Source organism: Paenarthrobacter nitroguajacolicus (genome assembly GCF_029952445.1).
Lineage (GTDB): Bacteria > Actinomycetota > Actinomycetes > Actinomycetales > Micrococcaceae > Arthrobacter > Arthrobacter nitroguajacolicus_B.
The window spans coordinates 257,799-275,924 of record NZ_JAQPPK010000001.1 but is presented as its reverse complement, the minus strand read 5'-3'; the positions used below and the strand labels follow the sequence as shown (position 1 = coordinate 275,924).

The following is an 18,126-nucleotide window of genomic DNA, read 5'->3' as shown; positions in this document are numbered from 1 at the left end:
GCTCAGCGATCAACGCATCAAGGGACTCAATCCACTCCGCGGTCTCTTCCGGATCACGATCAGGCAGCTGGGCAGTCAACCCGCTGAGGATGTGTGAGGTCTCTTCTCCTGCAGCCACGTCCAACCTTCCTTTTGGCGCATGCATCGGCGCCTCAGGTCTGGCAGGGTGACTGCCCGTCGTGAACGCGTCGTGTGCGGCATCTCGGTTTCAACAGCCCGGTCGGATGCGCCGGGCAGGTCTTGTGAGCGCTTGGCTGCCCAGTAGAATTCTGCGGGGCGATCGCCCTGCAGCCAGAGCGCTCATGGCCACTCTAGCTTTCGCGGCGCTGGTATGCGTAGCCGCAGGCCCTGCAGGGCGTTGTATGTCACATCCGAACGGCCTGCGTGACGTAAAGCACGCGCTTGCCACGGCCCCAAAACAGCCGAGGTGGTGCGGAATGTGCCCCGGTGCAGGGACAATGGCTTGAAGCAGGCGCCCAAAGGGTGTTGGCTGTTAGTAATGGAAGTCACTTCAAAAGGAGGAAACGTGAGCGAGGCCGACGCCGCCACATCGGTAAATGTGGCGGAACGAATGGGTTTCAAAGGTGGGGATCTGATTCAGGAGCGCGGCTACGACGACGACGTCGACTTCGACTTGCGTGACGATATTGAAGATGTCACGGGCTCCGAATTGCTGGATGAAGACGATCACGACGTCGTTGACGCAGTCATCTTCTGGTGGCGCGATGGCGACGGCGACCTCGTTGATGCCCTCATGGATTCGCTCACCACACTCAAAGAAGGCGGAGTTGTCTGGGTCCTGACCCCCAAGTCGGGACGGGATAATTATGTTTCTCCCGCCGATATCCAGGACGCCGCACCTACCTCCGGCCTTCACTTGACTACTTCTGCAGGTGTCTCGAAGGACTGGAGCGCCACCCGGCTGGTGCCTAAGAAGAACAAATGACCGAAGTCCAGCAGGCGCCGGTTTCGGTCGGTGTTCCCCAGCAAGGGCAGACCGCGCCAGACTTCGAACTGCTGAACCAATACGGTGAGCCTGTTCGGTTGACGGACTACCGGGGCGTCAATGTTGTTGTTGTTTTCTTCCCTTTTGCTTTCTCGGGCATCTGCACGGGTGAGCTATGTGAGATCCGCGACAACATTGCGCAGTTCGAGGATTCGAACGCGACCGTGCTTGCGATTTCGGTTGACAGCAAGTTCGCCCAGCGGGCCTACGCTGAGCGCGAAGGCTTCGAGTTCGACCTTTTGGCGGACTTCTGGCCTCACGGAGCTGTTGCCAAGGATTACGGCGTGTTCGATGAGGTCAGCGGTATGGCCTTGAGGGGCACCTTCATCATCGACGCGGAGGGCATTGTCCGTTACGTCGTGGTCAATCCAAGGGGCCAGGCGAGGGACTTCGCCGGGTATCGTCGTGCTCTCTCTGAGCTGGCGGTTCAGGCGTCATGAGTAACCGCGGGCCTGGAGTCGGAATGACTGGTTTTGCCAGCATGGCGCCCGCAGCCGAGGTTCAGCTCGACGCTTGGGAGCAGGAAGCCATGGGTCCTGCAGTGCGCGTCCTTCAGGGCAAGCGCTTGGCATTGCTCACAGGGGCCGGCTTGAGTACCGATTCCGGCATTCCGGATTACCGGGGGCCGGGGTCCGCGCCAAGAAACCCCATGACCTACCAGGAGTTCATTGGGAGCGAAGCCAATAGGCGGCGATATTGGGCACGCAACCACATCGGCTGGTCCCATCTCCGGCACGCCGATCCCAATGCAGGACATGCTGCCGTCGCCCAACTGGAGCGGCGGGGACTCACTACCGGCCTGATCACCCAGAACGTGGATAGGCTGCATGAGGATGCGGGGAGCATTAACGTTGTGGATTTGCATGGTCGTTTTGACCAGGTGATTTGCCTCTCGCATGGCCATACCTTCAGCAGGGGATTGATCGCGGCCATCCTGGAGGAGATTAATCCCGGATTCGTCGAAGCTGCTGTGCAGTCCGGCCTGGTTGAGATGGCGCCGGATGCGGACGCGACAGTGGAAGATCCCGAGCTCATCACCTCGTTCGTGGTGGCCGTGTGCCCCATCTGCGGCGGAATACTGAAGCCTGACTTTGTGTATTTCGGGGAGAACGTCCCCAAGGACCGCGTGGCGCGCGCCTACGCCATGGTTGATGACGCGGAAGCACTTTTGGTGGCAGGCTCGTCGCTGACCGTGCAGAGCGGTCTCCGCTTCGTCCGCCATGCAGCAAAATCCGGAAAGCCTGTGGTCATTATCAACAGGGGGGGCACCCGTGGTGACGAATTCGCCACGGTGAAACTCGAGCTGGGTGTCAGTGGCGCATTGGTCTACCTTGCACGTGCCTTGCCTGATCTTTTGGACGCTCCTGACCCGATTGGTGTTTCCGGCGGTTGATCATGTAGAGTCATTGTTCGTTGGTTGAAGCGCTGAGGAAGTTCCAAGGTGCTGAAGCCGCAATTTGGGTCTTTAGCTCAGCTGGTAGAGCGCCACGTTTACACCGTGGATGTCATCGGTTCGATCCCGGTAGGACCCACCAAACAAACCCCGCCTCCATGCTTGGAGGCGGGGTTTTTGTTCGTCGTCCGGTTATTTCGGTGTTGTCCTTAAATGTCAGGGCCACACTCTACGGTCTGTTCCATGGAGCACGTACACATCCGCACAACAGCGCAAGGCGAGCCTGCCGTCGTCGTCAGGGGAGGCCGCGAGTGGAGGATCGCCGTAGAGCCTGTCCGCTGGTTTGAAAGGGTCGCCTGGTGGGAGGAATCCAAGCGTATGCCTCGTGGGATGGGCCGGGTGGATGTTGAGGTCCTGCAAGTCCAGGTTCGCTTGGGAGGCAATGCCCGGTCCGCCCTCGCCACGTGGGAATTGGTGCGCGACGGTTCAGGAGGAGGCTGGTGCCTTAGGAACCAAGGCGCGGTGGCGGCCTAGCGATGTCGGCGCGGGCGCTGCCGTATGCCGGAAATGGATGAGCTCTCCACCGCGACTATTGGGGGATGCCGCGGTGGAGAGCTCGAAGATGAATATACAGCCAACTTTTGGGTTTGAAAAGCCGAACAGTCCATGAGGATCCGCATGCCAGTATGATGGGTATTGTTCAGTAGATTGAACACCGATTTGCAATGACGAAGGAGAATCATGGCCGATTCCCGAACCACCCGCTCCGAGGGGCTGGGCGCTTCGTCGCCGGCCCCCGCCGTCACCCGCGCTGCCGCCGTCCTTGAAGCCCTGGCTGATTCCCCCTCCGGCCGTTTGACGCTGAGCGATTTGTCCCGGGAGCTGGGCATTCCGAAATCTTCCACGTCCAACCTTCTGCTGGCGCTCGAGGAAGCCCGTCTCATCACCAGGCAGGGTGCCGACTTTGCCCTCGGGAGAAAATTGGTGGAGCTGGGAGCGGCATACCTCAGCCGCCTCGATGAGGTGCAGGAGTTCTACAAGTACTGCGAGCAGGCTCCGACGCTCTCCGGCGAGACGGTCCGGATTGCCATGCTCGACGGCGATCACGTGATCTACCTGGCGCGCTACGAGGGCCACCCGGCGGTCAGGCTGACCTCGAATATCGGGGACAAAATGCCGGTCTCGCTCTGCAGCGTCGGTAAAGCCCTGGTGGCGCAACTGCACGATCACGACATCGAGGCAATGTTTCCCGATGGCATGGAGCTGCCCACCATGACCGCGAACTCCCTTCGGACCGCCGAGCAACTCAAGGCGCAGATTGCCACCATCCGCAAACAGGGCTTCGCCTTCGAGGATGAAGAATCCACAGTAGGTGTCGTCTGCCTGGCGGTTCCCGTACCCACGCATGGGGCGCATGGACCCAGCCTGGGCCTGTCCGTGACTGCGTTGAAGGCGACGTATTCGGAGGAGCAAGGGGCCTTGATGGTCAAGGAACTCAAGGAGTTGGCGCGGTCCTTGGGTAACCCCATGGGCTGATCCCTATAAATCTGATTTTAATCTTGGCAAGCTGTTCAGCAAGCTGTACTCTGTTCATCATAGTGATCTTGGCGGTGATGCCATCACTATCTCACTGGGCCAACGGGGGCCCGGGGTGATTTTGAGGGAGTGCTTGTGACTACTCGTACTAAGACAAAGTTTGCGGCGGAGGCCGACGAAGCCGTCGTTGAACCGGAGCAGCTCCGGCGTGCGACGCTGGCCAGCTCTGTAGGTTCCGCCCTGGAATACTACGACTTCTACATCTATGGCCTGGCCTCGGCGCTGATCTTCGGGCCGCTGTTCTTTTCGCCGCTGGGCCCTGATGGTGCGTTGATTGCTTCGTTCGCCACTTACGGTGTCGGGTTTGCGGCCCGGCCCTTCGGCGGCCTGATCTTCGGCTATATCGGTGACAGGTTCGGCCGCAAGATGGTCCTGATCCTGACGATTGCCTTGATGGGAACGGCGAGCTTCGCCATCGGACTCCTGCCCACCTTTGAACAGGCTGGAATGCTTGGTGCTGTTCTCCTTGTCACCCTGCGCATCATCCAGGGTCTGGGCGCCGGGGCGGAGCAGGCCGGTGCCACCACGCTGATTTCAGAAGTAGCGCCGCGTCGTCGTCGTGGTTTCTTCGCTTCCTTGCCGTTCGTCGGTATCCAGCTCGGCACTCTGCTGGGCGCTGGAACATTCGCGCTGATCGCTCTGGCCGACAAGTCAGTCCTGCAGGGCTGGTTGTGGCGTGTGCCCTTCCTTGCCAGCTTCATCTTGATCGTCATTGCAATCTTCATCCGGCTCAAGCTGAAGGAAACGCCCGCTTTCCAGGAATTGGAAAAGCACAAGAACGTGGTCAAGAACCCGATCGGCGCTTTGTGGAAGCATTCCAAGAAGAATGTGTTGATTGGCATTGGGTTGCGAATGGGGGAGAACGGCAACTCGTCGATCTACTCCGCCCTGCTGGTTTCGTTCATGAGCATGCCCGCAGGTGTCTTCGCCGGCAACAACTCCATCGGTCCGGTAGGGCTGCTGATCGCCGCCGGATTCGCAGCTGTCCTGGTGGTGACTTTCGGCGCGTTGTCGGATAAGTACGGACGTGTTCCGGTCTACCGTTACGGTGCGTTGTTCCAAGCCGTCATTGCCGTTCCTGCCTTCTACCTCGTCACTCTTGGCAATGTAACCCTTGTGTGGGTGGTCATGGCCGTGGGCATTGCCATCGGTGTCCAGTCGATGCTTGGACCGCAGTGCCCGCTCCTTCCGGAATTGTTCGGTTCGCAGTACCGATTCACGGGTGTCGCCATGAGCCGCGAAATATCAGCCGTCCTGGCTGGTGGCCTTGCGCCCCTGCTGGGCGCGCTGATGCTGGCCGCCACCAACCACTCCTGGCTGGTCCTGGCCATCTACTCTCTGGTCCTGGCCCTGATCTCGTTCGTCACTACGTTCTTCACCCCTGAGACTGCCGGTCGCGATCTGGTCAGTACAGAAGACGCCAAGTAGCCCAATCCCTGAACAGCACAGCGCGGCGCCCCTCCATCAGGAGGGGCGCCGCGCTGTTTTGGCGTGAACCTGTGGCAGGTTCGAGGTTTGGCGTTGCTGCCGGAGCAGCAGCGACCATGTCGCCGGTTCAGTTTGAGGCGTGGCTGAGCGCCACTGGGTGGTAGTCCGGTTTAGTAGAAGTGGACCGGGTCGACCAGGTGCGGGAGTTCGCCGCCGTCGAGGAAGGTGCGCAGGTTGCTGCAGAAGCGTTCGGCGATGAGCCTGTTCTCAGCGGCACTCAAAGCGGAGGTGTGCGGTGACACCAGGACACGCGGGTGGTTCCACAATGGACTGTCCTGTGGCAGTGGCTCAACGGCGAAGACGTCCAGGCAAGCGTAGGCAACCTGGCCGTTGTCGAGCGCCTCGAGCAAGGCGTCCTCATCCACTACCGTGCCGCGACCCACGTTGACGAAAACAGTTCCGGGTTTCATGGCAGAGAAGATGTCCTTGTTGAACAACTTCTCCGTGTAGGGCGTCCCCGGCAGAGTGTTGACCACTGCGTCGGCGTCGGCCACAAGGGATGGGAGGCCGTCATTGTTGGTGACTTCCTCGATTCCCTCAATGGTCCCGACATTGCGCTTGGTGCCGCTGACCCTCATCCCCAGTGCCCGTGCGATGCGGGCCGTTTCCATGCCGATTTCCCCGAGGCCGGCAATCACTACCTTGGAGCCGTTGGCCAGCTTGGTGGGTGTCCGCAGTTCCGGCCAGAATTTGGCGGCCTGGTCCTGTGCCATCTCGGCGCTGCGCTTGAACCCGTTGAGGATTCCGAATGCCGAGAACTCCGCCAAGGGCAGCGCATGGACGCCGGCCGAGGTGGTGACGTGGAATTTCCGGAGTGTTTCAGTGTCCAGGCCAGAGGCCTTCACAGCGCCGCCGGCTCCTGCCGCCATGGCGTGGATCCATTGCAGGTGGGGGTTGCTTTTTGCGATCCGCGCCAGTCCCGCGGGGCTTTCGTTGGGGAAGCCATAGAGGACGTTGGCGCGGTTCAGCATGGCCCAATAGCGTGCCTCCTGTTCCGGCGTCCTTTTGAAGGCAGGGTCGCCGGCGTGGTCCGCGGGGAACCGCTCCGGGGGGAGAAGTCCGGGTTCGTAGAGAACCGTTACGGAGGGATCTACAGCGCGGATCTGCTCTACATACTCAGCTTCGAGCGGTACAGCGATGGCGATGGTAAGTTCATCAGTCGTCATAGTGTTCATCATACTGAATGGCGGCTAGGATATTGAACAGAATTTCCATAGATGACCACAACGAAGTGAGGTGTTACCTGCCATGACCCCGAAACGAGTAGGTTTCGTTGGCCTGGGCCTGATGGGGGCGCCCATGGCTTCAAACGTAGCCAACGCTGGATGGAGCCTCACCGCCTGGAACCGCTCCGACACGGCTTTCGGAGCTCTTCCCGGCGTCAAGCGCGCCGCCAGCGTTGCCGCCTTGCGCGATGAAGACGCCATCATCTTCATGCTTCCGGATCTTCCCTATATCGAGGAAGCGGCAGTGGAGCTGCTCGACTCCTGGCGGACCCGGCCACCGCAGCCAGGTACCGCCGTCGTCGTCATGAGCAGTGTCTCCCCAACGGGAGTCCAGCGATTCGGCGAACTGGTTGAGCAGGCAAGTAGGGGCAACGCCGTGGTGGTGGATGCACCCGTGAGTGGAGGAACCGCCGGCGCCCGTGGTGGAACGCTCGCCATCATGGTGGGTGCAAGCGAGGACAGCTTCGCCCAGCTTGAACCGCTTTTCAGGACCATGGGAACCACCGTCCGGCGAATGGGCCCCCTGGGCTCGGGGTCGCTCGCCAAGGCCTGCAACCAACTGATCGTCGGAACCACGACGGCGGCCCTCGCCGAAGCCGCCGAACTCGCCGAGCGCTCCGGGATGGATGTAGGAGCCCTCTTTGAGGTACTGGCCGGGGGATTGGCAGGAAGCAGGGTGCTGGACAACGTCGGGCCGCGCCTGGCCGCCAAAGACTATGAACCGACAGGGCCGGCCAAGTTCATGCACAAGGACCTTGGCTTTGTCATTGCCAGCGCAGACGACGCTGGTTCGGCCGTGCCGATGGCGTCGGCGGCCATCGACTTATACGCCGAACTCAAGCGCCAAGGCCTGGGAGACAAAGACCTCGCAGTCGTCCGGCAAACCATCGCAAACCTGGGCCGGACACCGGCCGCAACACCATCCAACAGCAACTGAACCCGCGCAACCGAAGAAGGAATACGAACAGACCATGAGTGCACTTTTCGATCTGACCGGGCGGGTTGCCTTGGTTACCGGTTCAAGCCGGGGGATAGGCAACGCCCTTGCCCGGGGCCTCGCGGACGCGGGGGCAACGGTGGTGCTCAACGGCATCAATGCTGACCGCCTTGAGGCGGCCCGCCAGGCGATGGCCGCGGAATACCCGGAGGGACGGGTCCACAGCCGGGCCTTCGACGTTACGGACGCTGATTCCGCGGCAGAAGGGGTCACCTGGGTGGAGCAGAACGTTGGACCCTTGGACATCCTGGTGAACAACGCCGGTATCCAACACCGCGTTCCCATGCTGGACCTCGACGTCAAAGACTGGGACCGGGTCATCACCACCGACCTCACCAGCGCTTTCCTGGTGGGTAGGGAAGCCGCCCGGCATATGATCCCCCGGGGGCAGGGCAAGATCATCAACATCTGTTCCGTCCAGACAGACCTGGCCCGCCCCACCATCGCACCCTATGTGGCCGCCAAGGGTGGGCTGCGGAACCTGACCCGGGCAATGACCGCTGAATGGGCCGCGTCCGGTTTGCAGATCAACGGGATCGCCCCTGGGTACATCCACACGGAAATGACCCAGAACCTGGTGGACGACGCCGACTTCAACTCCTGGATCCTGGGCCGGACTCCGGCCAACAGGTGGGGTACCACGGCCGACCTCGCTGGCCCCACGGTGTGGCTCGCATCGCAGGCGTCCAACTTCGTGAACGGCCAGACGATCTTCGTCGACGGCGGAATGACGGTGGTGGTCTGATGAGCGTCTCCCTTCCCACCTCCGGCCCGGCTGTAGTTGCCCACGGCAAAGGCGACCTGCGCATCGAAGACATCCCGCTGGCAGCGCCGGCACCGAGTGAATCCATCGTGGAGATCGCCTACGGCGGGATCTGCGGTTCGGACCTCCACTACTGGTTGCACGGTGCCGCCGGGGAGTCCATCCTCAAGGAACCGATGGTCCTGGGGCACGAAATCGTTGGCGTGGTTGTCCAACAGGCAACTGACGGGACGGGCCCCGCCGCAGGAACGCCCGTCGCTGTCCACCCGGCCACCCCTGCGCCCGGCGATGCAAGATACCCCGAGGACCGGCCAAACCTCTCCCCGGGCTGCACCTACCTGGGCAGTGCTGCACGTTATCCCCACACGGATGGCGCCTTCAGCCGCTATGCCAATTTGCCTACCCGGATGCTGCGCACGCTGCCGGAGAATCTTGACCTCCGCACCGCCGCACTGGTGGAGCCAGCCAGCGTGGCCTGGCACGCCGTTTCCCGTGCCGGTGACGTTAAGGGAAAGACGGCCCTCGTGATCGGCAGCGGTCCGATCGGTGCCCTTGCAGTTGCGGTACTGAAGCGAGCCGGTGCAGCCCGGATTGTTGCCGTCGACATGCATGACAAGCCGTTGGAGATTGCCCGGTCCGTCGGCGCCGACGCCGTCCTAAAGGGGGACGAAGCGGACGCCATCGCGGCAGTGGACGCCGACGTCGTTATTGAATCCTCAGGGAGCCACTACGGACTTGCCTCGGCCATCAAAGGTGCCACCCGCGGCGGCAAGGTTGTGATGGTAGGGCTTCTGCCCTCCGGACCCCAGCCGGTGTTCATTTCGCTCGCCATCACCCGCGAGCTGGAACTCCTGGGCTCGTTCCGCTTCAACGACGAGATCGATGAGGTGATCGCTGCCTTGGCGGACGGGTCGTTGTTTGTGGATCCAGTGGTGACGCACGAATTCGATCTCGCCCACGGCTTGGAGGCCTTTGAAGTCGCGAAGAACTCCGCCGAATCCGGCAAAGTGTTGTTGAACTTCCAGGAACCTCTAGCTCTTTGAAACTGGGACGAAGACGCGGGGCTGGTCATCCCAGCTGGGTGCCAGCTCCGCGATCGTCTGGCGCATGATCTTCGCGGCGGCATCGCGCGCAACTGAACCATCGCCGGCGTCGATGGCGTGGGCGACATCCATGTGCCACTGGAGTGCTTGCTTTTGGGGATGTTCGGGCATGAGGCCGTGAACGGTCCGGCCCGTGAGGGTCTCGGTGACCTGGCCGATCAGGTTGGCGAACATTTCGTTGCCGGAACCGGACAGCACCAGGGCGTGGAAGCGGATGTCGAGGTCCAGGAACCTTGCCATGTCCCCGGCGTCGCCCGCTTCCTTCATGGCAAGGGAGATCCCAACCAGCTCCCGCCTGAGGCTCTCCGGTGCATTTCCGGCGGCAAGTTCGGCGGCTACGGGCTCGACGGCGGAACGCAACTCGGCCAACGAGCGCAACTGCGCGCCGCGACCTTCGCCGGCGAGCCGCCAGCGAATGACCAAGGGATCGAAAGGATTCCAACGGTGGGCGGGCAGGACACGGATGCCCACCCGTTTGATCGTTTCCACGAGCCCCAGGGACTGGAGGACGCGCACGGCTTCACGCACCACGGAGCGCGAAACGTTCAGTTCATCTTCCAAGTGCTCAGCCAGCATCACGTGTCCCGTGGGAAGGGCGCCACCCACAATCCGGGTTCCCAAATGCTCAACGGCGCGGTGGTGAAGGCTGGTTGACATAGAGGTAAGCATAGTGGCGCGGCGGGAGCCCGGGCAGGTTTCCGTGTGGGGAAGGGTCTTCCTGCCGCCGTGGTGGTTGCCGGGCATCATAGACTGTTTATGACGCGGCAGCTTCCACAACGTGGGCGCCGCTTTCCCGCCCAAGGTTTAAATACGTATGGTTTATTACAGCCCCTGGTTTTTGAAATCGCTTCCTGCGTGTCCCCAAAGGGTGCGTTGGGACTGTTTGTACACGAACGAATTGGAGTTTTGATGTCAGCACACATCGGTGTCACCGGCCTTGCGGTGATGGGCGCCAACCTGGCCCGCAACCTCGCACGCAACGGCTTCACCGTGGCTCTCCACAACCGCTCCGTGGAAAAGACCGACGCCCTGCTGGAAAAGCACGGCACTGAAGGCGATTTCATCCGCACGGAAACGCTGCAGGAACTCGTCGACTCCCTCGAAAAGCCCCGCCGCGTCCTCATCATGGTCAAGGCCGGCGCGCCCGTTGACAACGTGATCGAGCAGCTCGAACCGCTGCTCGAAGCCGGTGACATCATCATCGATGCCGGCAACTCGCACTACGAGGACACCCGCCGCCGCGAAGCAGCGCTGGCCAAGAAGGACCTCCACTTCGTTGGCGTGGGCGTTTCCGGTGGTGAAGAGGGTGCACTGAACGGCCCGTCCATCATGCCCGGCGGCTCCCGTGAGTCCTACGACGCTCTCGGTCCGTTGCTGGAAAAGATTTCGGCCAAGGTCGACGGCGAACCGTGCTGCGCATGGATCGGCACCGATGGCGCAGGCCACTTCGTCAAGATGGTCCACAACGGCATCGAATACGCCGACATGCAGGTCATCGGCGAAGCGTTCGATCTTCTCCGCTCCGGTGCGGGCATCGAGCCGGCCGAACAGTCCAAGATCTTCGCTGAGTGGAACAAGGGCGATCTGTCCTCCTTCCTGATCGAAATCTCCGCCGAGGTCCTCGGCCACGTTGACGCCAAGACCGGCAAGCCCTTCGTGGACGTCGTCGTTGACGCGGCAGGCCAGAAGGGAACGGGCCGTTGGACGGTCATTTCCGCCCTGGAACTGGGTTCCCCGGTCTCCGGCATCGCTGAGTCCGTGTTCGCCCGGGCACTGTCCTCGCAGACCGAACAGCGCAAGCTTGGCCAGGAACTGCTGGCCGGCGAAGAGGCTTCGGTGGAAATCCCCGAGACGTTCGTTGAAGATGTCCGCCAGGCTCTGTACGCCTCCAAGCTTGTCTCCTACGCACAGGGCCTGGACATGCTGACCTCCGCCGCCAAGGAGTACGGCTGGGACCTCAAGCTGGACGAGATCGCTTCCCTGTGGCGCGCCGGCTGCATCATCCGGGCAGAACTGCTCAAGGACATCACCAAGGCCTACGCTGCCGACGAGAAGCCCGCCAACCTGCTCTTCGCCCCTGCCTTCACCAAGGCCATTGGCGAGGCACTCCCGGCATGGCGCCGCGTAGTGGCAACCGCAGTTCAGCTGGGCATCCCGGTCCCGGTCTTCTCCTCGTCACTGGCGTACTACGACGGCCTCCGCCGCAAGCGTGTTGCCGCTGCCCTGATCCAGGGCCAGCGCGACCTCTTCGGTGCCCACACCTACGGTCGTGTGGACACTGAAGGTACGTTCCACACGCTCTGGGGCGAAGGCAAGTCCGAAATCTCGGCGGTCGACACCCACTAGCAGCATTTTCCCGGCACAGGCCGGTCCGTCCCGGATACGCTGGGGTGGGCCGGCCTTTGCCGTGCCGGGGACTAAAGGAGACCAGCCATGGCAGGACGTATCGCGGTGGTCACCGGCGCCTCAACGGGCATCGGATTCGAAACCGCCCTTGCCCTGGCGTCGGCGGGTTTTACCGTTTACGCGGGTGCCAGGCTACGGCTCCCTGGAGGAAGTTCCGCTGGCTGAGGGCAGGAGGCAGTTTGAGGTCAACGTCATGGGCCTGGCAAGGATGACCCAGCTGGTCCTCCCCGCAATGCGTGCCGCGGGAAGGGGGCGGATCATCAATGTTGCGTCCATCGGGGGGAAGATCTACGAGCCCCTTGGCGCCTGGTATCACGGCACAAAGTTCGCGGTGGAGGGAATCAGCGATTCGTTGCGCCTCGAACTGAAACCCCACGGCATCGACGTCGTCATCATTGAACCGTCGGGAACCGATACTGAATGGGGCACCATAGCTGGTGAGGGCTTGCTGGCGACCTCGGGCACTGGGCCCTACGCGGATCAGGCACACATCGTGGCGGCGGCCCTTGCGTCGACTTCAGGTGAAGGCCACGTATTGTCCACTCCGGCAAGCGTGGTGGCAAAGACCATCGTCCGGGCCGCGACGGCAAAACGCCCCGGAACCCGCTACCCGGTAGGTAGGGGTGCCTGGGGCGTTCTGGCCATGCGAAGGATTCTGCCGGACCGCGTCTTTGACGCTGTGTTCCTGAACTTCTACAAAAGACTGGCCGGCTAGATCCGGTATTCGATGTAGTACTCCGCCGGATCCACTGCCGGTTTGGTCTCGGACCTGGCATCCCGGTGGCGCCAGGTCGCTGGGATGCCCGTAATGATTGACTCCGGAGGAGCGTCCTTGACCACCACGGCATTTGCCCCAACTGCGCTGTCCGCGCCGATGGTGATGGGGCCGAGTACCTTTGCGCCGGCACCGATCGTGACGCGGTCACCAATGGTGGGGTGGCGCTTGACCTTGGCCAATGAACGGCCGCCGAGGGTGACACCGTGGTAAATCATCACGTCGTCGCCGATCTCGGACGTCTCACCAATGACGACGCCCATGCCGTGGTCGATGAAGAACCTGCGGCCAATCGTGGCCCCGGGGTGGATCTCAATCCCGGTCAGGAACCTCGCGAGCTGCGAAATCAGGCGCGCCGGAAACCTCAGTGCCGGGTTTTGCCAGAGCTTGTGGGTGACGCGGTGGGCCCAGATGGCATGCAATCCGGAGTATGCGAAAAAGTTCTCGAAAGAACCTCGCGCCGCCGGGTCGTGGGACCGGGCGGCGTCGAGGTCTTCCTTAAGTCTTGCGAAGAAGCTCACAAAGACCTTTCTACAGGAAATGAAGGTACGCGGGCGTTGTGTTAGCCGCGGATGTCATCGAACAGAACGGTGGAGATGTAACGCTCTCCGAAGTCGCAGACGACTGCCACGATCAGCTTGCCGGCATTCTCCGGACGCTTGGCGAGCTCGAGTGCGCCCCAAACGATGGCGCCGGAGGAGATGCCGCCCAGGATGCCTTCGCGGGCGCCGAGTTCACGTGCCACACGTACGGAATCTTCGAGGGTGGCGTCGAGGACTTCGTCGTAGACGTTGGTGTCCAGGATTTCCGGAACGAAGTTGGCGCCGATGCCCTGGATCTTGTGCGGGCCGGGGGCTCCACCATTGAGGATTGCGGAGTCCTTCGGTTCCACAGCCACGATCTGGACGCCGGGCTTGCGCTCCTTGAGGACCTGTCCGACGCCGGTGACGGTGCCGCCGGTGCCAACGCCGGCAACAAAGATGTCCACTTCGCCGTCGGTGTCTTCCCAAACTTCCTCAGCCGTGGTGGCACGGTGGATGGCCGGGTTGGCCTCGTTGGCGAACTGCTGTGCCCAGATGGCGTTTTCCGTGGTGGCGACGATCTCCTGGGCCTTCTCGACAGCGCCGCGCATGCCTTCGGAACCGGGGGTCAGGACGATCTCGGCACCGTAGGCGCGCAGCATGACGCGACGTTCGGTGGACATCGTTTCAGGCATGGTCAAGATGACCTTGTAACCGCGGGCAGCGCCCACCAGCGCGAGTGCGATACCGGTGTTGCCGGAGGTGCCCTCAACGATCGTTCCGCCGGGCTTCAAGGCACCGGACTTTTCCGCAGCGTCAACGATGGCCACGCCGATGCGGTCCTTGACGCTGTTGGCCGGGTTGTAGAACTCGAGCTTGACTGCAACCTGGGCGTCCAGGCCCTCGGTCAGCCGGTTCAACCGAACCAGCGGAGTGCGGCCGACCAGCTGGGTGACGTCGTCGTAGATCCTTGCCATGAAAATTTACGCCTATCTCTGAAGAGGGAATGCTGAGGTCAGCCTAACCAGCGGGATCGAAACCTTGCTAAGCAGTAAGCCATGCAGAGTAATATTTCCTCGCCTTGGCCAGCTTGGGATTAATGATCACCTGGCAATACCCCTGGTAAGGGAACTTCGCATAGTAATTCTGGTGAACTTCCTCGGCCTCGTAGAAGTCCGGCAGGGGGACCACCTCAGTCACAATCGGATCGGACCAGAGGGTCTGGGCGCGTTCGATCGCTTCTTCGAACAGCATCTTCTCTTCGGTGGTGGTGTAGAACATCGACGAACGGTACTGGGTTCCGACGTCGTAGCCCTGCCGGTTCAGGGTGGTGGGGTCGTGAAGGGCAAAGAACATGTCCAGGATGACTTCTTCGGGCACAACGGTTTCATCGAACGTCACCGCAACGACTTCCGCGTGGCCCGTGGTTCCGGAGCACACCTCGTAGTAATCGGGATTGCGGATATGGCCACCGGTGTAGCCGGAGACCACCGAGCTGACGCCGCGGGTCTTCTGGTAAACGGCATCCAGGCACCAGAAGCAGCCGCCGCCAAGTACGAAAGTTTTCATGTTCTCTTCAATGGTTGGGAAAGCCTGATGATTCCCGCTTCACCTTACGGGAGAATTACGGCACCCGGCAGGTACTTCAGGGGCGGGGGGACTGCCTGAACGGGCACGGTAGTGAAGAATAGGAATATGGAAGCAGTAAACACTGGCATTTCTGATGCGGATTCCGTCGAAGAAGACGAAACAGAACACGACGAAACAGTGGGGGCCAGCGGCGAACCAACCCTCGGCCAGGTGTTGTTGGCTGTCGAAGAGCTCTGGCCTGAGTCCCTTGCCGAAGATTGGGATGAGGTTGGCCTTGTGGTCGGGCGTCCCACGGTACCGGTGACCAAAGTCCTCTTTGCCGTAGACCCCACCCTCGCTGTCATTGATGAGGCCATCGAGTGGGGCGCTGAACTTCTGATCACCCATCATCCCTTGCTGCTCAAAGGCGTGAATTCGGTGGCAGCGACGTCCGCGAAGGGCCTCGCCGTGCATCGGTTGATCGAGGCCGGAACGGGCCTGCTCACTGTGCACACAAACGGCGACTCAGCCGTTGGGGGAGTGTCTGACGTCCTCGCGGACGCCTTCGGACTGGAGAATGTGGCGCCGCTGACTCCGGCGTCCAACGGCTTGCCTGAAGAAGGAATTGGCAGGGTAGGCGATCTTCCGGAGCTCGAAACACTGGGTGACTTCGCAGCCCGCGTCTTCGAAATGCTCCCGGCCGTTGCCGGCGGAGTGCGGGTGGCCGGTGACAAGGACGGACTTGTGCGGCGCGTGGCTGTCTGCGGAGGCGCCGGCGACAGCCTGTTCGACGCCGTCCGGGCCAACCATGCCGATGTGTACGTGACCGCGGACATGCGGCACCATCCGGCGTCGGAAGCGCGTGAAGGCGCCACCAACGGGCGGCCGTACCTGATTGACGTATCGCATTTTGCCAGCGAATGGTTGTGGCTTCCTGCCGCCGCCGAAGCCTTGGGCAACGTGCTCTCGGACCAGGGCTACGACGTCGATATCCGCGTCAGCAGTACCAACAGTGACCCTTGGGACTTCATACTGACTCCCGGCGGCGACTAGAGTCTAGGAAAGGGCCGGCCCTGATCTCCAGGACCGGTGGCGACAAGCGGAGGTAAGCGTGGCGAAAGCAGCACCAGCAGAACAATTGAAATTGCTTGAACTGCAGGGGCTCGATGCCAAGCTCAAATCGTTGGCCGGCCGCCGGAAAGTGCTGGAAAACGATCCCCGCATCACTGACTTGACGGACGCCCTCAGCGTGGCCAACGGGGAATTGGGTGCGGCCAAGGTCGCCGTCCACGATGCCGAGGCCGAACTGCGCCGCGCGGAAGCCGACGTCGAACAGGTTGCGTCCCGCATCGAGCGCGATGAGACCAGGCTGAACAGCGGTACCGGGTTGTCCAAGGACCTAGTGGCGCTTCAGAACGACATCGCCTCGCTCACCAAGCGCCGTTCGGACCTCGAAGACGTTGAGCTGGAGATCCTGGAGCGCCTGGATACCCTGCGTGAACGCCAAGCCGCCCAACAGGCAATCGTTGACGACATCCAAGGCTCCTTTGGCGGCATCCGCGCCGAACTGGACGAAGCAATCGCGGAGATTGCGGCCGAGGAAACGGTGGTTCGCGGGCAGCGGGCGGCCTTTGCCGAGGCGTTGGACGCCGGAATGCTTGCGGTCTACGAAAAGACCATCGCCAAACGGGGAGTCGGTGCTGCCCGGCTGTTCCACGGAAAATCCGAAGGTTCGGGGATGATGCTCAGCCCCGGAGACCTTGCCGAGGTCAAGGCCGCCGCCGAAGACGACATCGTATTCTGCCCGGACTCAGGTGTGATCCTGGTCCGTTCGGCGGAGTGGAACTGAACCGAATTAGCCCCTAGCTGGACAGAATGATGTTCAGCGCGTGCGGCTTGCGGGCCGTGCCCTCGACGAGTTCAGCAGTCCACATTTCGCTTGCGGCCTTCAAGAGCTGATCCGGAGTGGACGGCGCCTTGCCGCGCCTCGTCAGCAGATGCCGCGCCAGTTCACCCCGGGTGTGCTTGGCAAAGTGGCTGACCACGGTCCGTTTGCCGTTGGCCTCATTGAACACATTGACGTTCACTGTCTGCGCGGCCGGGGGAGTCCAGGCAGCGGCATAGGTGCTGGAGCGGCAATCCACCAACAGTTCCCCTTCAACGCGTTTGGTGAGGGCGGCGCCAAGCTGGGGCTTCCAGTAGGAGGCGAGGCGTCCGACGTCGGGCAGTGCGGTCCCCATGGACAGCCGATAAGCGGGCACGTGGTCACCAAAGCCGATGGCACCCCAGAGCGCTGAGACCACCAGGATGGACTCCGTCGCCTTGCGTCGCTGGGTGGGTGTCAGGCTCTTGAAGCCAAGGGCGTCGTACAGGACACCTGAATAGACCTGGTGCGCGGGGGCCGCCGGTTCGGCGTGCAGGCGCGTATTGCGTTCGACGTCGTCACTCAGCGACGCGCCGACGCCCAGCAACACGAGGGCGTCCTCGTGCGCGCTCACCGTCCCCAGTGCTTCGAGGACCTTGGCCCGGTAGGGGTTCAAGTCCGGAAAGCTCAATGACTCCCAGTCGATGGCGGGGCCTTTGCGGGCAGGCGTCTTGCCTTCGGATGGCGGCAGCAGAATCAGCACCAGTCGATATTACCGGTGACTTGGGCCGCCCCGGACGCCGGTAGACTGTAGGGCGGATGGGTTGACCAGGCGGTCGCGCGTCACGAAAGTGGCTCGAGGAACGTCCGGGCTCCGCAGAGCAGGGTGGTGGGTAACGCCCACTCGGGGTAACCCGCAGGCCAGTGCCACAGAGAACAGACCGCCTGCGTTTCCGGTATTGCACCGGAGGCAGCAGGTAAGGGTGAAACGGTGGTGTAAGAGACCACCAGCTCCCTGGGTGACCGGGGAGGCTAGGTAAACCCCACCCGGAGCAAGGCCAGACAGGACACGTTCGAGGGCTGCTCGCCCGAGTGTCCGGGTAGGCTGCTGGAGGGCGTCGGCAACGGCGTTCGTAGATGGATGGCCGCTACTCCCTTTTCGGCAACGGAAAGGGATGACAGAACCCGGCGTATCGGTCAACCCATCCATTTATGACTCCCCGGATTGCGGGCGTGTGAGTGATTTCACGCCTCCGCGACAACCATGCCTTCCCCTTCCAGCCTAGAATGGTTACTGAACGTAGATGTTCTGCCGCCGGGACTGCGTTCGCAGCCGGCGGATTTTCTTTGCTCTCGTTCAAGGCGCTGTGGGTGGACCGAAGCCCGCCGGCGCATGTGCCGCAGGACTACTCCGGGCGG

The 18,126-nt window shown here is 62.0% G+C and carries 18 protein-coding genes, 1 tRNA gene, 1 other RNA gene and 1 pseudogene; 15 read left to right on the top strand and 6 right to left on the bottom strand.

Going from position 1 to position 18,126, the window contains the following annotated elements; genetic code table 11:
* Positions 1-526: 526 nt before the first annotated feature.
* The 7 genes from PJL15_RS01400 (at position 527) to PJL15_RS01370 (ending at position 5,423) form a co-directional block, all read left to right on the top strand.
* A complete protein-coding gene (locus PJL15_RS01400) occupies positions 527-946 on the top strand; it encodes a DUF3052 domain-containing protein (protein WP_281449416.1) in 420 nt (139 codons plus the stop codon).
* Positions 943-1,446 (top strand): peroxiredoxin, encoded by a 504-nt coding sequence (locus PJL15_RS01395; protein WP_281449415.1) that lies wholly within the window; start codon positions 943-945, stop codon positions 1,444-1,446. The genes PJL15_RS01400 and PJL15_RS01395 overlap by 4 nt, the downstream gene beginning before the upstream one ends.
* Positions 1,447-1,469: 23 nt before the next feature.
* On the top strand, positions 1,470-2,399 hold the full coding sequence (locus tag PJL15_RS01390) for an NAD-dependent protein deacetylase (RefSeq protein ID WP_432443781.1): 930 nt from the start codon (positions 1,470-1,472) through the stop codon (positions 2,397-2,399).
* A gap of 66 nt (positions 2,400-2,465) precedes the next feature.
* Positions 2,466-2,541, top strand: a tRNA-Val gene (locus PJL15_RS01385).
* A 101-nt stretch (positions 2,542-2,642) separates the two neighbouring features.
* Positions 2,643-2,933 (top strand): hypothetical protein, encoded by a 291-nt coding sequence (locus PJL15_RS01380; RefSeq protein ID WP_281449413.1) that lies wholly within the window; start codon positions 2,643-2,645, stop codon positions 2,931-2,933.
* A gap of 207 nt (positions 2,934-3,140) precedes the next feature.
* Positions 3,141-3,935: an IclR family transcriptional regulator gene (locus tag PJL15_RS01375; protein WP_281449412.1), complete on the top strand. Its 795-nt coding sequence runs from the start codon at positions 3,141-3,143 to the stop codon at positions 3,933-3,935.
* A gap of 129 nt (positions 3,936-4,064) precedes the next feature.
* The gene (locus tag PJL15_RS01370; protein WP_432443780.1) at positions 4,065-5,423 is read left to right on the top strand and encodes an MFS transporter; all 1,359 of its coding nucleotides are present in this window, start codon (positions 4,065-4,067) and stop codon (positions 5,421-5,423) included.
* A 170-nt stretch (positions 5,424-5,593) separates the two neighbouring features.
* On the opposite strand, the gene PJL15_RS01365 is transcribed toward PJL15_RS01370, so the two are convergent.
* Positions 5,594-6,661 carry a D-2-hydroxyacid dehydrogenase gene (locus PJL15_RS01365; RefSeq protein WP_281449410.1) on the bottom strand — a complete coding sequence of 356 codons (1,068 nt, stop codon included), beginning with the start codon at positions 6,659-6,661 and terminating at the stop codon, positions 5,594-5,596.
* 70 nt (positions 6,662-6,731) lie between these two features.
* Here PJL15_RS01365 and PJL15_RS01360 point away from each other — a divergent pair, with 70 nt between their 5' ends.
* From PJL15_RS01360 to PJL15_RS01350, 3 genes are read left to right on the top strand one after another with little or no spacing between them, the layout of a single operon-like run.
* Complete coding sequence (locus tag PJL15_RS01360) at positions 6,732-7,646, top strand: NAD(P)-dependent oxidoreductase (RefSeq protein ID WP_281449409.1); 915 nt, start codon at positions 6,732-6,734, stop codon at positions 7,644-7,646.
* A gap of 34 nt (positions 7,647-7,680) precedes the next feature.
* The gene (locus PJL15_RS01355; protein WP_281449408.1) at positions 7,681-8,451 is read left to right on the top strand and encodes an SDR family oxidoreductase; all 771 of its coding nucleotides are present in this window, start codon (positions 7,681-7,683) and stop codon (positions 8,449-8,451) included.
* Positions 8,451-9,512: an L-idonate 5-dehydrogenase gene (locus PJL15_RS01350; RefSeq protein ID WP_281449407.1), complete on the top strand. Its 1,062-nt coding sequence runs from the start codon at positions 8,451-8,453 to the stop codon at positions 9,510-9,512. Before PJL15_RS01355 ends, PJL15_RS01350 begins: the two co-directional genes overlap by 1 nt.
* Here PJL15_RS01350 and PJL15_RS01345 read toward each other — a convergent pair.
* Positions 9,501-10,229: a FadR/GntR family transcriptional regulator gene (locus PJL15_RS01345; protein WP_281449406.1), complete on the bottom strand. Its 729-nt coding sequence runs from the start codon at positions 10,227-10,229 to the stop codon at positions 9,501-9,503. The genes PJL15_RS01350 and PJL15_RS01345 overlap by 12 nt on opposite strands.
* 252 nt (positions 10,230-10,481) lie before the next feature.
* Between PJL15_RS01345 and gndA the strand changes: the two genes are divergently transcribed.
* Complete coding sequence (gene gndA, locus PJL15_RS01340; RefSeq protein ID WP_281449405.1) at positions 10,482-11,918, top strand: NADP-dependent phosphogluconate dehydrogenase; 1,437 nt, start codon at positions 10,482-10,484, stop codon at positions 11,916-11,918.
* A gap of 87 nt (positions 11,919-12,005) precedes the next feature.
* Positions 12,006-12,693: pseudogene (locus PJL15_RS01335) on the top strand (SDR family NAD(P)-dependent oxidoreductase).
* Here PJL15_RS01335 and epsC read toward each other — a convergent pair.
* The 3 genes from epsC to msrA form a co-directional block, all read right to left on the bottom strand.
* Positions 12,690-13,274 carry a serine O-acetyltransferase EpsC gene (epsC, locus tag PJL15_RS01330; RefSeq protein WP_144659071.1) on the bottom strand — a complete coding sequence of 195 codons (585 nt, stop codon included), beginning with the start codon at positions 13,272-13,274 and terminating at the stop codon, positions 12,690-12,692. The pseudogene PJL15_RS01335 and the gene epsC sit on opposite strands and share 4 nt — an antisense overlap.
* 41 nt (positions 13,275-13,315) lie before the next feature.
* Entirely contained in the window at positions 13,316-14,251 is a 936-nt protein-coding gene (gene cysK / locus PJL15_RS01325) for a cysteine synthase A (protein ID WP_281449404.1), read from the bottom strand.
* A gap of 67 nt (positions 14,252-14,318) precedes the next feature.
* Positions 14,319-14,843, bottom strand: coding sequence for a peptide-methionine (S)-S-oxide reductase MsrA (msrA, locus tag PJL15_RS01320; protein WP_281449403.1), 525 nt, complete (start codon positions 14,841-14,843; stop codon positions 14,319-14,321).
* 126 nt (positions 14,844-14,969) lie between these two features.
* Here msrA and PJL15_RS01315 point away from each other — a divergent pair, with 126 nt between their 5' ends.
* The gene (locus PJL15_RS01315) at positions 14,970-15,896 is read left to right on the top strand and encodes a Nif3-like dinuclear metal center hexameric protein (protein ID WP_281449402.1); all 927 of its coding nucleotides are present in this window, start codon (positions 14,970-14,972) and stop codon (positions 15,894-15,896) included.
* A 58-nt stretch (positions 15,897-15,954) separates the two neighbouring features.
* The gene (locus PJL15_RS01310) at positions 15,955-16,692 is read left to right on the top strand and encodes a zinc ribbon domain-containing protein (protein WP_281449401.1); all 738 of its coding nucleotides are present in this window, start codon (positions 15,955-15,957) and stop codon (positions 16,690-16,692) included.
* A gap of 13 nt (positions 16,693-16,705) precedes the next feature.
* Here the strand turns inward: PJL15_RS01310 and PJL15_RS01305 are convergent, their stop codons facing one another.
* Entirely contained in the window at positions 16,706-17,470 is a 765-nt protein-coding gene (locus PJL15_RS01305) for a YaaA family protein (protein WP_281449400.1), read from the bottom strand.
* A 57-nt stretch (positions 17,471-17,527) separates the two neighbouring features.
* Here PJL15_RS01305 and rnpB point away from each other — a divergent pair.
* An RNA gene (rnpB, locus tag PJL15_RS01300) (RNase P RNA component class A) lies at positions 17,528-17,916 on the top strand.
* Positions 17,917-18,126: the final 210 nt, after the last annotated feature.